At 71.5% G+C, this 13,608-nt stretch carries 17 protein-coding genes and 1 pseudogene; 4 read left to right on the forward strand and 14 right to left on the reverse strand.

Annotated features, from left to right (window positions below; genetic code table 11):
- Positions 1–9 precede the first annotated feature (9 nt).
- The 11 genes from ACIQJT_RS04615 to ACIQJT_RS04665 form a co-directional block, all read right to left on the reverse strand.
- Positions 10–897, reverse strand: a complete 888-nt coding sequence (locus tag ACIQJT_RS04615) for a LysR family transcriptional regulator (RefSeq protein WP_402639798.1) — start codon at positions 895–897, stop codon at positions 10–12.
- Between the two features lie 165 nt (positions 898–1,062).
- Positions 1,063–1,920, reverse strand: a complete 858-nt coding sequence (locus tag ACIQJT_RS04620) for an NAD-dependent epimerase/dehydratase family protein (RefSeq protein WP_402639800.1) — start codon at positions 1,918–1,920, stop codon at positions 1,063–1,065.
- Positions 1,921–2,330: 410 nt separating this feature from the next.
- Positions 2,331–2,774, reverse strand: coding sequence for a MarR family transcriptional regulator (locus ACIQJT_RS04625; RefSeq protein ID WP_365462561.1), 444 nt, complete (start codon positions 2,772–2,774; stop codon positions 2,331–2,333).
- A 31-nt stretch (positions 2,775–2,805) separates the two neighbouring features.
- The gene (locus ACIQJT_RS04630; RefSeq protein WP_402639803.1) at positions 2,806–3,774 is read right to left on the reverse strand and encodes an alpha/beta fold hydrolase; all 969 of its coding nucleotides are present in this window, start codon (positions 3,772–3,774) and stop codon (positions 2,806–2,808) included.
- A 21-nt stretch (positions 3,775–3,795) separates the two neighbouring features.
- A complete protein-coding gene (locus tag ACIQJT_RS04635; RefSeq protein WP_402639805.1) occupies positions 3,796–4,755 on the reverse strand; it encodes an amidohydrolase family protein in 960 nt (319 codons plus the stop codon).
- Positions 4,745–4,981, reverse strand: a complete 237-nt coding sequence (locus ACIQJT_RS04640; protein WP_402639807.1) for a DUF1427 family protein — start codon at positions 4,979–4,981, stop codon at positions 4,745–4,747. Before ACIQJT_RS04640 ends, ACIQJT_RS04635 begins: the two co-directional genes overlap by 11 nt.
- Positions 4,978–5,124, reverse strand: a complete 147-nt coding sequence (locus ACIQJT_RS04645; RefSeq protein WP_365462569.1) for a DUF1427 family protein — start codon at positions 5,122–5,124, stop codon at positions 4,978–4,980. The genes ACIQJT_RS04640 and ACIQJT_RS04645 overlap by 4 nt, the downstream gene beginning before the upstream one ends.
- A gap of 1 nt (position 5,125) precedes the next feature.
- Positions 5,126–5,686 (reverse strand): quercetin 2,3-dioxygenase, encoded by a 561-nt coding sequence (locus tag ACIQJT_RS04650; protein ID WP_402639810.1) that lies wholly within the window; start codon positions 5,684–5,686, stop codon positions 5,126–5,128.
- A gap of 74 nt (positions 5,687–5,760) precedes the next feature.
- Positions 5,761–6,330 (reverse strand): MarR family winged helix-turn-helix transcriptional regulator, encoded by a 570-nt coding sequence (locus ACIQJT_RS04655; RefSeq protein ID WP_402639812.1) that lies wholly within the window; start codon positions 6,328–6,330, stop codon positions 5,761–5,763.
- A gap of 239 nt (positions 6,331–6,569) precedes the next feature.
- Complete coding sequence (locus tag ACIQJT_RS04660) at positions 6,570–7,166, reverse strand: hypothetical protein (protein ID WP_402639814.1); 597 nt, start codon at positions 7,164–7,166, stop codon at positions 6,570–6,572.
- A gap of 20 nt (positions 7,167–7,186) precedes the next feature.
- Positions 7,187–8,062 carry a GNAT family N-acetyltransferase gene (locus tag ACIQJT_RS04665; protein WP_402639816.1) on the reverse strand — a complete coding sequence of 292 codons (876 nt, stop codon included), beginning with the start codon at positions 8,060–8,062 and terminating at the stop codon, positions 7,187–7,189.
- A gap of 152 nt (positions 8,063–8,214) precedes the next feature.
- On the opposite strand from ACIQJT_RS04665, the pseudogene ACIQJT_RS04670 reads away from it, so the two are divergent.
- Both ACIQJT_RS04670 and ACIQJT_RS04675 read left to right on the forward strand, forming a co-directional pair.
- Positions 8,215–8,400: pseudogene (locus ACIQJT_RS04670) on the forward strand (WD40 repeat domain-containing protein); the annotation flags it as partial.
- Positions 8,401–8,465: 65 nt separating this feature from the next.
- Complete coding sequence (locus ACIQJT_RS04675) at positions 8,466–9,287, forward strand: MerR family transcriptional regulator (RefSeq protein ID WP_402639818.1); 822 nt, start codon at positions 8,466–8,468, stop codon at positions 9,285–9,287.
- Positions 9,288–9,432: 145 nt separating this feature from the next.
- On the opposite strand, the gene ACIQJT_RS04680 is transcribed toward ACIQJT_RS04675, so the two are convergent.
- Entirely contained in the window at positions 9,433–10,170 is a 738-nt protein-coding gene (locus ACIQJT_RS04680; protein ID WP_402639820.1) for an SDR family NAD(P)-dependent oxidoreductase, read from the reverse strand.
- An 84-nt stretch (positions 10,171–10,254) separates the two neighbouring features.
- Here ACIQJT_RS04680 and ACIQJT_RS04685 point away from each other — a divergent pair, with 84 nt between their 5' ends.
- Positions 10,255–10,896 (forward strand): TetR/AcrR family transcriptional regulator, encoded by a 642-nt coding sequence (locus tag ACIQJT_RS04685; protein WP_402639822.1) that lies wholly within the window; start codon positions 10,255–10,257, stop codon positions 10,894–10,896.
- Between the two features lie 78 nt (positions 10,897–10,974).
- Here ACIQJT_RS04685 and ACIQJT_RS04690 read toward each other — a convergent pair whose 3' ends face one another.
- Both ACIQJT_RS04690 and ACIQJT_RS04695 read right to left on the reverse strand, forming a co-directional pair.
- Positions 10,975–11,934, reverse strand: coding sequence for an anti-sigma factor RsbA family regulatory protein (locus ACIQJT_RS04690; protein WP_402639824.1), 960 nt, complete (start codon positions 11,932–11,934; stop codon positions 10,975–10,977).
- The gene (locus ACIQJT_RS04695; RefSeq protein ID WP_402639826.1) at positions 11,931–12,713 is read right to left on the reverse strand and encodes an MEDS domain-containing protein; all 783 of its coding nucleotides are present in this window, start codon (positions 12,711–12,713) and stop codon (positions 11,931–11,933) included. Before ACIQJT_RS04695 ends, ACIQJT_RS04690 begins: the two co-directional genes overlap by 4 nt.
- Before the next feature lie 239 nt (positions 12,714–12,952).
- On the opposite strand from ACIQJT_RS04695, the gene ACIQJT_RS04700 reads away from it, so the two are divergent.
- Positions 12,953–13,465, forward strand: coding sequence for a hypothetical protein (locus tag ACIQJT_RS04700; RefSeq protein WP_402639828.1), 513 nt, complete (start codon positions 12,953–12,955; stop codon positions 13,463–13,465).
- Positions 13,466–13,608: the final 143 nt, after the last annotated feature.

Below are 13,608 nucleotides of genomic sequence, written 5' to 3' on the forward strand. Positions count from 1 at the left end.
AGTGCAGCACTACGACTGTTCCCGCGTCGTGGGCCGGCCGAGCGTCTCCGTCGCGGCCTCGGCGAAGTCGTGGACGAGGGGGGAGCGCCGGGACGACACCCATGCCAGGGCGACCTGGTTGGGGCCGAGGTCCTCCACGGGCAGCGGAACGACGTCCGGGCGGGTGTAGAAGGTCGCCGTGGACAACGGGAGCACGCACACGCCGGCACCGGAGGCCACCAGCTCCAGCTTCTCCTCCACCTGGTGGATGGCCGGGACCTCGGGGCGCCGCCCTTCGCGCAGTTCCACGGCCACGTCACGCCACTCGGGTACGGCATCCGGGTCCTGGAGGAGATGCTCGGTGGCGAGATCGTGCACGGTCACCGAGGTGTGGCCCGCCAGGCGGTGCCCCACCGGCAGTACGACGACCCGGGGCTCCTGGAAGAGCGGCCGTACCTCCAGCCCGCGCCGGTCGACGGGCAGCCGTACGATGCCGATGTCCGCCCGGCCGTCCAGGAGCACCTCCACCTGGTCGTGCCAACTGGTCCGCAGCAGACGTACGTTGACGCCGGGGCGGCGGGTGGCGAACGCGGCCGTGGCCGGGGTGACCGTGATGCCGGGCATGAAGCCGACGGTGAGGGTGGGGGTGTCCCGCGCCGCCGCCCTCACCCGCCGCAGGAGTGCCTCGGTCGACGCGAGCAACGGCACGGCGTCCTCCAGCAGTTGCTCTCCGGCCGGCGTGAGCAGCGTGCCGCGCCGGTCACGGTCGAAGACCGCTGCGCCGAGTTCGTCCTCCAGGCTCCGGATCTGACGGGACAGGACGGGCTGCGCGATGTGCAGCCGCTCGGCCGCGCGTCCGAAGTGGAGCTCCTCGGCCACGGCCACGAAATAACGGAGCTTCCGCAGATCGAGATCCACCCGGACTCACCGCTCCCTCTCTCCGGGGCGACGGCCCGTCCGGGCAGTCGGCCGTCCTGCACGACGTCGCCGGCGTCCCGTGGGGCGACCGGGGCGACCAGTGACGAATCTACCGCTCCGGCCGTGGTCGGCCGCCGCAGGCAGGGCGGAGGCCGACCCGGCCGGTCACTCGCCGGCGAGCACGGCCAGCGGGTCCGTGTGCGCCGGGACCCATCCCAGTTCGGCCTCGGCGCGCGCCGGGGTGAGCTGCTGGTCCAGTGCGAAGGCGTCCGCGACCGGGCCCATCTGCTCGCGGGCCTGCTCCAGGGTGAGGGAGGCGACCTTGCCGTCCAGACCGACGGACCGCGCGATCGCCAGCGCACACTCCTTGGCCGTGGGGTTCACGCCGCCCACGCCGACGTACACCGAACCCGGCTTCGCCTTCACAGCGGCGGCGTAGAGCTCCGCGATGTCGTCGATGTGGACCAGCGCCCAGCGGTTGTGGCCGTCGCCGATGTACGGAACGGCGCCCGCTTCCCGGCCCGGACCGGTGTAGAAGATGTCGATCAGACGGTTCTCACCGCCGTACAGCAGCCCGGGCTGCACCACGACGGGGCGGCCACCCTGCTCGGCGCGGCGCAGTACGGCCTCCTCGACGGGCTTGCGCCAGGCGACCACCGGCGGCGGGTTCCAGGGGGCGGTCTCGTCCACGACTCCGTCCGTGTCGCCGTAGACCCAGGTGCCGCCGGTGTGGACGTAGGCGCCGGTGCCGATGCCGTCCTGCATGGCGGTGGCGGCCGCGAGGTCCTCGTCCCCGGTCTCGGCCTGCGCCAGGTGGATCACCGCCTCGGCGCGGGCGGCGGCCGCGTTCAGCACGCTCAGGTCCCGCAGTCCGCCGCGCACCGGCGCCGCTCCGAGGGAGGCGACGGTCTCGGCGGCGCGGTCGTTGCGGGCCAGCGCCTCCACGGTGTGCCCGTGGCGGACCAGCGCGCCGATCGTGGCCTTGCCGATGTATCCGGATCCGCCGGTGAGGAAGATCTTCATGGTCAGGGGCTCCTGTCTTCGCAGGTGTCGTTGGCTTCGCTGATCAGCCTGCGTCCGGCGGCGGTCGTGCGTCCAAGACCTCTTTCGGCGTCTGTGATACCCGGAGGGCATCAGGGAGCCTGTTCCGGTCCGCCGTGGTGGTATCCGATCCGGGCCCGACTGGAACAAGTCGGCCGGGCGGACGGCGTCTGAAGAGACCCCGCCTTGCACGGGCGAGCCGGCCGCCCGCGCCGCCGCTTCCGCCGGATCACCGAAGGCGGTGCCGAGCGGGCGTGCGGTGCCCTTGCGCACGCCCGCCGCGCCCGCAGGCAGCCTCTGCCGGGACGGGATGCCGTAGGCCCGGTTGCCGACGGGGGAATGTCATGAACGCCCGGCTCCGGAGGGCCGGCACCCTGAACCGCGGTGCCCCCTCAGGGCGCCGTGACCAGCGGCGGCTCGCCCCAGTCCGCCGCCAGCGTCTGCCGCAGCGCCTCGACGGCCGACGGGCCGATGCGGTCGGCGAGGACCGACTCGATGACCGCGATGGTGGCCTGGGCCCGTTCGTGGACGCGCAGGCCCTCCGCCGTGGTGCGGATCAGGATCCTGCGCGCGGAGCCGGGGTCGGGGATCTGTTCGAGCAGGCCCATGCCGATCAGGGCGTGCACCACCTGATGGGCCGTCTGCCGGGTGACGCCGATGCGCCGGGCGAGTTCCGACACGGTCGTACCCTCGGGATCGAGTCGCGCGAATACCGATGCCTGGGTCGAGGTCACCGGCTGCTCGCCCGCCGCCTCCATGCTGGCGAAGAGGGCGTCCTCGAACCAGCGACGGGACTCGGCGAACAGTTGAGGCAGATTGGCCGCGCGCTGGCTCATGGCTCCTTCATGGGGTCGGTGACAAGCGGGATTATCCCCTGCCGCCGTGGCCGGTGCCCTCGCCGTCCCTTTCCCGGTCGGCCGCGTCGACACGCCGGGCGGCGAGGTCGAGGCTCGCGGTGAAGCCGAGGCTCGCGTTGAAGCACCGTTCCACGTCCTCGTCCTCGATCCCGGCCCACAGGTGGTTGCCGCCCCGCACGCTGACGAGTTCCGCGCTCACCCCGGCCCTGTGCAGCGCGGTGACCAGACGCTCGGCCTGGGCGTGGGGGACGATCACGTCGTCCGTGCCGTGCAGGACGAGGAAGGGCGGTGCGTCCGGTGCGACATGGCTGACCGGACTGGCTTCGCGCGCGCGATCCGGGAGGTCGGTGAGCGCACCGCCGATCAACAGGGCCTCGAAGGTGCCGGGGTCGCTCGGGTCGTAGACGCCCTCCGGCTGGTCCTCCGCCAGGCGGGTGAGGTCGGTCGGCGCGTACCAGGTGACACAGCCCCGGACGGGGAGGCTGCCGGCCGTGAGGGCGAGGAGGGCCGCGAGGTGTCCGCCGGCCGACTCGCCCCACAGGACGGTGCGGGCCATGTCGAGGCGGAGTTCGGCGGACCTGGCGTGCAGCCAGGTCAACGCGGCGCGCAGATCCCGGAGTTGGCCGGGGTGGGTGACCTCGCCGCTGAGCCGGTAGTCGGGGCAGGCGACGGCGAATCCGGAGCGGACCAGCCGGGCGAACGGTCCCGGCCGCCAGTCGCGGAAGCGGGGGCCCAGGTCGTCGCGCAGGCCGGTGCGCCAGGCACCCCCGTGCACGAAGACGATCACCGGAACGGGGTCCGCCGTCTCGGCCGGCAGCCACAGGTCCACCTCCAGGGGGCGGCTGCCTTCGGGGATGTCGTAGACCGCACCGCGCAGCACCTGTGCTCCCGGCGCGGCGGGCGCGGCCGGGGGCAGGGGCAGGCGGGCCGGGTCGGGCGGGGTGAGCAGCTCCACCGGGAAGGGTTCCGGCTGGGACATGAGTAACTCCGGTACGGGAGGTCAGTGGGCGAGGCGGGGGAACAGGGCGCGGGCGTTGGCCGTGGTGAGCGACCTCCACGTGGTGCCGTCCACGGGAGCGGGTGCACTGGTGAAGGACGCGGCGTGCGCCTCGGCGGCGGGGGCCGGGGTCCAGCAGTAGTCGCTGCCGTAGAGGAGGCGTCCGGGGTCGGCGAGACCGAGCAGCGCGGGGACCTGACGAGGGAAGGCGGGGCCCGCCAAGTCGTAGTACAGGCTGCGCAGTTGGGTCACCGCGTCCGGTGCGCCCCGCTCGCTCGGCATGAACAGCTTCATGAACCCGTTGATCCGGTCGGCCAGTACGGGCAGGGCGCCGCCGCAGTGCGGGACGATGACCTTCAGTTCGGGATGGCGTTCCAGTGTTCCGGCGAACAGCAGGTCCGTCACCGTGCGGGCGGTGTCGAAGACGAACTCCACCATGGGGCGCGGGCGGCCCAGGGCGGACTGCTCCCAGCACACCGGTGAGGTGGGGTGCAGCAGGACGACGGCGTCGCGGCGCGCCAGTTCGGCGAAGACCGGTTCCAGGCGGGGGTCGCCGAGGTACACGCCGTGGGTGTTCGTCTCCAGTACGACGCCGTCCGCTCCGAGTTGGTCGAAGGCGTACGCGATCTCGGCGAGGGCGCCGTCGACGTCGGGCACCGGCAGCGAGGCGAACAGGCCGAAGCGGTCCGGGTGTTCACGCACCAGGCCGGCACCGTCCTCGTTGACCTCGCGGGCCAGACGGCGGGCGGCTTCGGTGTCGCCGAAGAAGACGCCCGGCGAGGAGACGGAGAGCAGGGCCGTGGCGATACCGCTGCGGTCCATCAGTTCCAGGTGGGCCGTCTCGGACCAGGCTGGCCAGGCGGGCACGCCGTCGGGCTGGTGGTGTCCGGCGGCCTTGGCCTGGCGGACGTAGGAGTCGGTGACGAAGTGGGCGTGGACGTCGATGAGTCCGTCAGCGGTCATGGGCGGTGTCCTCGTGCGGGGGCGTGGTGCGGTGCGGGGGAGTCCGGCCGTCCCGCCTGGAGCGGATCGCCGCCGCGGCACGCTCGCCGACGACGATGCCGAACAGGCCGGTGAGTCCCAGCAGGGGCGGGGCGGGTGACTGGACGTCCATGGCCCAGTAGACGGCGCCCATCAGCAGACCGGCGGCGAAGGAGTACGCGGCGGCGCGGGCGAAGGAGGGGTTCACAGGGCCGCCAGCAGGGCCTGGCCGGCGAGCATGCCCAGCAGTCCGAAGAGGGCGACGGGCGGCGGGGCGGGCGACTTGACCCGTACCACCACGTAGAGCGCGCCCACGACGACGCCTGCCGCCAGCGCCTTCAGGTACGGCATCTCAGCCCTCCGTGCGCCATGTGTGACCCGGCAGGAAGCGCACGTCGTACTTCTGCGGGACGGTGGCGAACTTGCTGCCCTCCGGCACGAACGGCCGTGCGGGCAGGGTCAGTTCGTCGGTCGGCGTGCCGAGGTTCTCGAAGAACCGCTCGAAGGTGCCGCCCGGTCCGGCGGCCACGCCGACGATCTGGGTGTGGTGCCGCTCCATGCGGTAGGCGTGGGGGCAGTTCTTCGGGACGAAGCCGAAGTCGCCGGGCGTGAGCAGCTTCTCGTGCTGTTCGCCGTCCAGGTCCTCCACGAAGAGGCGGACCGCGCCCTGGGTGACGTAGAAGACCTCGTAGGTGTCGGGGTGGGAGTGTGCCGGGATGAGCTCGCCCTTGGGGCCGTCGCAGGTGAAGAAGTTGAAGGTGTTCTCGGTCTGCTCACCGCCGGCGTAGACCGTGAAGAGGTCACCGAAGAGGTGGGCCCGGTCCCCGTGGCCCTTCTCGATGAAGTACGGCTTGCCCGGCTCGGGCGGGATGAGTGAGCGGGTGCGGTACTGGGTGGCGTACTCGATGGTCATGCGGCACCTCCGGCCGGGTCGACGCTTATGTCAGGTTACCTGACATAGAGGGTGAGGGTAAGGCCCTGGCGAGGTCACCCGTGCGGGTGTGGCTGGTGTGGCCCCGCTTCAGTCCAGCTCTCGGACGCTGTTGCCGTTCGCCCGACGGCGTCCTCCCCGAGGGGGTCCGGTGGGGTCGGATTGAGCGGGTCGTCGATCAGGCCCCCCACTCGGCGCGTCTCGTCGAACGGGTCCACGGCCATCTCGTGCGCCGTCGCGGTGAGGGCCTTCAGGGCGGAGACGAGCCCGGCGCGCGCGTCGGCGGGCAACCGCTCGACGAGCGAGCGGATCTCGGTACGCCGGTGGGCGAGGACCCGCGCCACGAGGTCCCGGCCGGCGGAGGTGAGGCGCAGGATGACCTCCCGCCGGTTGCCGGCGTTGGTCCTGCGGTCGACGAGGCCGGCGGTCTCGAGGCGCTCGACCATGCGCAGGGCGGTCGAGGCGCTGACTCGCAAGGTCGCCGCCAGTGCGGCGAGCTTGACCGGTCCGCAGGTGTCCAGCACCACGAGGGCGCGGAGCTGGGGCAGGGTGAGGGATTCGTCGGTGGAGGCGAACGCCCGTGCGGAGATCGCGACGAGCAGTCTCGATGCGGACATGACCGCCATGGTGACGTCCTCGGCCTCCTGGTCGAGGGCGGAGCGGGTAGGCGAGTCATCCGAGGGCTGCGGGTGAGGGGGGGGTCCTGGCGTCTCATCGCTCTCTGTTCCGCTTCTCCGTCGCGTGCGGTCTGGGATCCGGACTGGCCGCGAGGCCCACCCGGGTGAGCCCGGCCTGTTCGGCCCGCCCAGCGGTACCGGGTGGGCTGATCCGGAGGACCGTACCCGGGTACGCCGCCTCGGCCGCGCTACTGCGCCCAGTGCGCCATGTCCCGCGCGGTACCGATCAGGCACTCCACGTCGGTCGGGAAGCCGGCGAGAGCGTGGGCGGTCAGGCGCAGGTGGCCCTCGAGGCAGGTCAGACGGTTCTGCTGCTCGCCGACGAGGATGAGCGGAGGGAACCTCTCGCCTCTGGTGAGTGCGTGGGAGGCGTCGATGAACGGTTCGTTCGGCACGTCGAAGGCTCGTAGCCCCGCTCTGATGCGAGCCGCGGCGTCGGCCGGACGGCGACTGCCGCCCGACAGTTCGGTCCAGTACGCGTAGTCGAGGTACCGCACGCCGGCAACCTCGTCAGCGGACAGAACCGCGCTGGTCCACGTGACGTCAGTGGGGAAGTCCGCGAACAGGCCGCGGTTCTCGCCGTACCCGCGCGTCGCGGCGAGCAGGGCGCGGCGTGCGAGGTTCGCGCCGGTGTCGGAGCAGTCCGGGCGCGTCAGGAGCTGTTCGTCATGCCCGGCTGCCTCCAGTCGGGACCGGAGGTTCCGGCCGAACCTGGGGCTGGACAACTCGCCGCCCAGGAAGCAGGCGATCATCTCGTCCTCGCTGCTCACGCCCAGTACCCGCACGGCCCTCAGCATAGGTTTGCTCAGCGGCCTGATGTCCGTGTCGCCCCCATCGGTGGCACCTCCCGCACCAGCACGGCGCGGGTGTACAGCAGGTGGAAACCTCGGCGCTGGACGTTCTGCTGGGACTTGGACCCCGGTTGTGTGGTCACCACGGCGATGTCGCAGCGGGCGGCAGCGGCGTCGGCGAGCCGGGCGGCGAGCAGGGCAGTCTGCACGCCGTGCCGACGGTGGGCGGGGGCGGTCGCCGCGCCCGTGAGCTGGGCGACGCCGTCCGCGACACGGAGACTGCCGCCTCCGGCGACGGAGCCGTCGTGCAGCGCGAGGTAGGGCACCACGCCGGCTGTCGCGAAGTCCCGTTCGGCGTTGAGGAGCACCTCGCGCGGGAAGTCCTCGTGCGAGGGGACCCCTTGCCCGTCGGGATGAGCGAAACCGTCCGCCACCACGTCCAGCCACGCGTCGAACTCCTCGTCGCGAGCCACCCGGACGTCGACGCCGGGAGGCGACGCTCGCTCGTACCCGGTGTCGAGGGCGAGTCCGAGCACGTTCTCGAACGACTCCAGCCGGTACCCGCGAGCGGTGAGCAGGGCGCCGACCGCCGGGTCGGCCAGCGCGGACACCTCGGCCTGCACCGGTGCACCACGATCGGCGAAGGCGCGCTCGACCTCGTCGAGCACGGCCTCGTCGGGCACACCGTCGAACCCCAGACCGGCGATCTTGTTGAACGGTGAGCCGTCCTCGGCGAACGTCGCCACCGAGCCGGCCACCCGCATCACGAAGCCGGAGTCGTCTCCCCGGCGCAGGCGAGCGGCGTCGGCGGCCGCTGCCATCAGGTTCGCCTCGACGCGTTCGATGCGTCGCGCCAGGGCGACGTCGCAGAAGAACGGTGGTGGATTCATGCCGGCCCGCATCCCGTTCGGTGTCCCGTCTCGATGCTCATGGGCCGAGGCTAGCGGTCGTGCCGGGAGCCGGGAGCCGGGAGCCGGGGGCGGGACGCGAATGGGCCGTGAGCCGCGTCTGAGAGTGTCGTGCCCCCTTGACCGGAGCCCTGGTGCGCACGCTGACCGGCCACTGCGGGCCGGTGCGCGCGCTCGCCTTCAGCTCCGACGGCACGCTCCTGGCCACCGCCAGCCATGGCAGGACGGTGCGGCTCTGGGACCCGGCCACCAGCGCCGTGGTGCACACCCTGGTCGGCCACACCGACCATCTGTACACAGTCGCCTTCAGCCCGGACGGCCTGCTTCTGTCGCCGAGTAGTTTCTTGACTCTCACACAGTGTCAGGCCGTCAGCTCGGAGACATCATGTTCACCATCGGAGACTTCGCCCGGCACGGCCGCGTCTCGATCCGGATGCTGCGTCACTACGACGCGACCGGACTCCTGCACCCGGCTCATGTCGATCCCGCCAGCGGCTATCGCTACTACACCGCCGCCCAACTCGCCCGCCTCAACCGGATCATCGCGCTCAAGGACCTCGGGTTCACCCTCCAGCAGGTCCAGGACATCGTGGACGAGAAGGTCAGCGCCGAGGAACTGCGCGGCATGCTGCGGCTGCGGCGGGCCGAACTGGAGACCGCGATGGCTGCCGCGGGAGCGCGACTGGTCCAGGTCGAGGCGAGGCTCCGAGCGATCGAGAGCGAGGGGCACATGCCCACGAACGACGTCGTCATCAAGAGCGTTCCTTCCGCCCGGGTGGCCGAACTGACCGCGACGGCCGCGAGCTTCGAGCCCGAGGACATCGGCCCGGTCATCGGGCCGCTCTACGATGAGCTGTTCCGGTGCCTGGAGGCGGCGGGCATCACCCCCACGGGTCCCGGCGTCGCGTACTACGAGGACGCCCCAGAAGGCGGCGGCAGGATCAGCGTCCATGCCGCAGTGGAGGTCGCCGCGCCTCTCCAGGACGGCGCCTTCCGAGTCCTCGACCTGCCGTCGCTCGACCAGGCGGCGACCATCGTGCACCGCGGCTCGATGGACACCGTCCTTCCGTCCGTCCAGACGCTGGCCCGCTGGATCGACGCCAACGGCTACCGATCGACCGGATACCCCCGCGAGATCAACCTGGAGTGCCCGGAAAACCGCGACGACTGGGTGACGGAACTCCAGGCACCGGTGACCCTGGCCTGATCGACCCCGACAGGGACCGACCGGTGACGCTGGGGCAGCGGGGACCGCAAAGGTGTCCCGCTGCCCGACCCGTCGTCGCGGGACGCGCCCTCCGAAGCCGCGGCCATGCCCCGTCGCTTCGGGCGCTGGGCCGGTACGCCGTCGTTCAGACCCGGGTGTAGCCGCCGTCGGCGAAGAGTTCGGCGCCGGTGACGAACGACGAGGCGTCCGAAGCCAGGAAGAGGGCGGCCTCGGCGATCTCCTCGGCGTCGGCCAGCCGGCCCAGAGGCACGAGGGTCTCGGCGAACTGTTCGACGTCCGGCCCGGCGGCGCCCAGCAGGCCAGGGGTCCGCGTGGGCCCCGGGCTGAGCAGGTTGACCCGGAAGCGGCGCTCCCGCGACTGGCGGGCCCAGTTGTGCACGAGGTTGCTCACCGCCGCCTTCGAGGCGCTGTAGACCTCGAGGTGCTCATTGGGGCGCACGCTGTTGCTCGAGCCGATGACCAGGATGGACGCGTTCTCCGCCAGCAACGGAAGTGCCTTCTGGACGGTGAACAGCGGGCCCTTGACGTTGACGGCGAGCGTCAGGTCGACGTTCGTCTCGGTGTGGGCGCCGAGCGCCGCGTCCGCGACGATCCCCGCGTTGGCCACCAGCACGTCGATGTGTCCGGCCTCCGCACGGACTCGCGTGTAGAGCTCGTCCAGGTCGGCCAGGACCGAGACGTCGGATCGTACGCCGGTGGCCGCGGGGCCCAACTCCTCGACCGCCGCTTCGAGGCGGTCGAGGTCCCGGCCGGTCACGAAGACCCGCGCGCCCTCCCGGACGAAGCGGTGGGCGATGGCCAGCCCGATTCCGCTGGTCCCTCCGGTGATCACGGCCACCTTGTCCTGCAGCACGCCTGGCATGTCGAACCCCTTCGGTTCTGGAATGGATCGTCCACAACGTAGGCAGTAATGGACGATCGAGTCAAGAATGGATAGCATGAGCACATGCCGAGACCACGCGCGTTCGACGAAGACCGAGTCCTGGAGCGGGCCCGGGAACAGTTCTGGGCGACCGGCTACGCGGGAACCCGGATGGACGACATCGCCCAGGCCACCGGTCTCGGCAAGGGCAGCCTGTACGGCGCTTTCGGCGACAAGGGCAAGCTGTTCCACCGTGTGTTCGGTGACTGGTGCACCGCGGTCGTCGAGGTGGCCGAAGGGCGGCTGACGGGCGGCCCGGACGCGGAGGCACTGGCCCGCCTGTCGGGATACGTACATCTGATGGCGGAGAACACCGCCGCCGACACCGAGCGCCGCGGGTGCCTGTTGGCCAAGGGCGTGGCGGAACTGGCCCAGCACGATCCGACGGTCGCCGACCGGTCGGCGGAGACCATGACCGCGCTGCTGACCCTGCTGCGCACGGAGATCAGCGCCGCCCAGCGCCACGGCGACATCGACAGCACCGCGGATCCGGAGCGGTTGGCGGCCCTGCTGCTGACGGTGGTCCGCGGCATCGAGGCGGTGGGCAAGGCCGGCCTGGCCCCGGAGACGGTGCGGAACATCGCGGACACCGCACTGGCGCTCCTGCCCGTGCGCGGGGGCGAGGAACGCCCCGCGACCGGGCGCGGTCCCGCCCGCGAGACGTAACTCGGCGCCCTCATTTGAGGGCGCCGGTCCAGGCAGCTCAGAGGGTCGCTGCGTCGCACCGCCCAGGCGCTGCTGCCGTCAGCCGGTGAGTTCGGTGTGGAGGCGGATGGTGGTCCCGGTGTCGGGGGCGGAGCGGATCTCGACGAGGTCGCAGAGCTGATGGGCGAGCCACAGGCCCCGCCCGCCGGCCTGGGTGCTGGTCGGTCGGCGCCGTCCCGCCAGGGGATCCGAGATGTAGCCGGCGTCGCGGAACTCGCACACGAGTCGGCGTTCCTCCCCCCAGGTCCGCAGCGTGCCGTGTCCGCCGCCGTGACGAATGCTGTTGGTGGCTACCTCGGTAGCCGCCAGGTGCAGCTCGCGCAGTCGGTGGCCGCCCAGCCCGAGCTGTTCGGCGCAGGCCGAGATCTTCTCCCGCAGGGCCTGCAGGTCACCGCTGGCGTAGATGAACTCCTCGTAGGGGTCGCACGGTTGGCTCAGTGACGCGAAGTCGAACGGGGCCTGCGGGTCGTAGTCCGTACACGCCGTGCTGCGTCCGCCCGAGCGGATCTGGGGGTGGCAGCGGGTGAGCTGCTCCAGGGCGGCGGTCTCGCCGGAGGTGTCGTAGGGACACAGCAGCCACCAGGCGGGGCCGTCGGCGAAGGCCTTGTTCAGCAGCCACTCGTGATAGCGGAGCTGTTCAGCCTGCGCCTGACTGCGCACTTCGTCCCAGGGGGACTCACCGATCCCGCGCACGGGCCGCCCCTCCGCGGCGTGCTCGCCGATCCATTCCTGCCAGGCTCCGATGAGCCGGCCCGGGTGGTGCGCCACCGCGCTGGTGTCGACGTAGCGCACCTTGCCGTCCTCCGGCACCTCGGAGCGCAGCAGGGACGCCTTGTGCTCGGGGACGGCCACGACGACGGCCTCGCCTCCGTCGAGGGCTTCCTGGATGAAACCGACGGTGCCCTGGAGGAACTCGTCACGGCCCGCGTACGGGTACAGCTCGTGCCGGTAGCCGGCCTGGGTCGGCGGGGGAGTGTCGGAGTGCGAGGGGAGGGTCACGGCGCCATCACCACCGGGATCGAGGGGACGGCGAAGCCGGACAGGTCCCACGCCAGCCGCAGGGTTTCGTTCGCGCCTTCCAGGACCACCTTGCGGTCGGGAAGGTGCCGGGCGGCGTCCGCCAGGGTGCCCATGGCGGCCGCGTCGAAGAACTCCAGACCGTGGCAGATCAGGCGCACGGTCGCGTTCTGCGCGAGCAGTGTGCACAGGACCGCACCGAAAGCGCCGGCGCCTTCGGCGTCGATGATCCCGTTCACCGTCCAGCCTTCCTTTCCCGTCCGGTACACCCGGAACGCTGGTGATGCCGGACGGCTGCCCAGGTGGTGGGGGTGCACACACCTGACTTCTTCCAGTGTAGGAGCGTCCCACTCGGTACCTCGGTAGGCGCAGACCACAAGGGCACCGCTGTCCGCGGCGAACTCCTCCAGGTCCAGCTCACTGCGCAGCAGCTCCTCGGGGCCCGCTGGCCACGCGCCAGGAGTCACGTGGCGCAGCACGCGCAACGACCGGTACCCCTCCCGTCCGGCGCTCTCCGCCTCACGGCGCACCGCGGCGATGAGGGAGCCGTCCAACCGGGCGGGGTCGAGCACCGTCTGCGCGTACTCACCGGCCGTCTGCACGGCCGGGCCCACGATCATCACCTTGTCGCCAAACAGGGCCCCGTCCGCTATGAAGGCCCGGCTGCGGTCCATGACGTCGTCCGTCGGCCCCATGAGCTGGCAGATGTGATCACCGCTGCCGGCCTCGTCGAGTGTGGCCAGGGTGCGCGCCGCTCTCACCGATCCTCCCTCGCTCTGATGCGGTCAACCCTACTGACATACCCCGTGCAGCGTCCGGGCGGGTGATCTCCGGGCCGGGCGTGGGGCGCGGGGCGGATGCGGGTGCTCAGAGGTAGTCCGCGATGTCGATCGCACGTGTGAGCGCACGGCGGACAATGCTCTCGCCTGGGCTTGGGCTTCGCCTGCGTAAAGCTGCGGAGTCCGGAGCGGGCCTTCAGCCCCTGCGTCAGGTTGGGCAGGTGGCCCGTGACCCCGAAAACCACCCCCTGCCTCCCCGTATCGGCTGTCATCATGCCCGGGTGGCCCACGACATCGTGTTCTTCCTCGCGCCCGACGACAAGACCGCCGCTGCGACACGTCTGCGGGGACCCGGCCGGGCCTTCGAGACAGTCGCGTGCCGTTTCGTCGAGCCGGACAGTGCCATCGTCGAGTGGGACATGTACTTCGCGGAGCCTTCGGCCGAGGCCCCACCGCTGGAGCGGCTCCTTGAGTGGACATGGCCGGAGTGGGTGACCGCACCCTTGAACGACGGCGTCGAGGTGTTCGCTCTGCCGGAGCAGCTGACCCGAGCACTGGCCGGCGCGAGCCCGGCCCAACTCGAGGAACTCGCGGGCCGCTGGTCCGCGCGGCTGCGATCCGAGGACGGAGACGACATGACCGACGATGATCTGCCGGCAGTCCTCCGGGGAGTGGCCCGGCTCGCGGCGTCCGCGGTGAACACCGGTGGTGGCGTCTACAGTTGGAGCTTTTGACCCCGCCTCCTACGAAGGCGGTGGCCTATCACGTTCCCGGGTCCGCCTGAACGCGTTGGCGCCCACTGCGCCAGCAGTCTGATGCTGCCGCAGTGGGCCGATTAAGTGTCAGTTCTGCTTGCCCGGAGGGGTGTTGACCCGCT

The sequence above is a fragment of the Streptomyces sp. NPDC091972 genome, from assembly GCF_044756385.1.
Classification (GTDB): Bacteria; Actinomycetota; Actinomycetes; order Streptomycetales; family Streptomycetaceae; genus Streptomyces.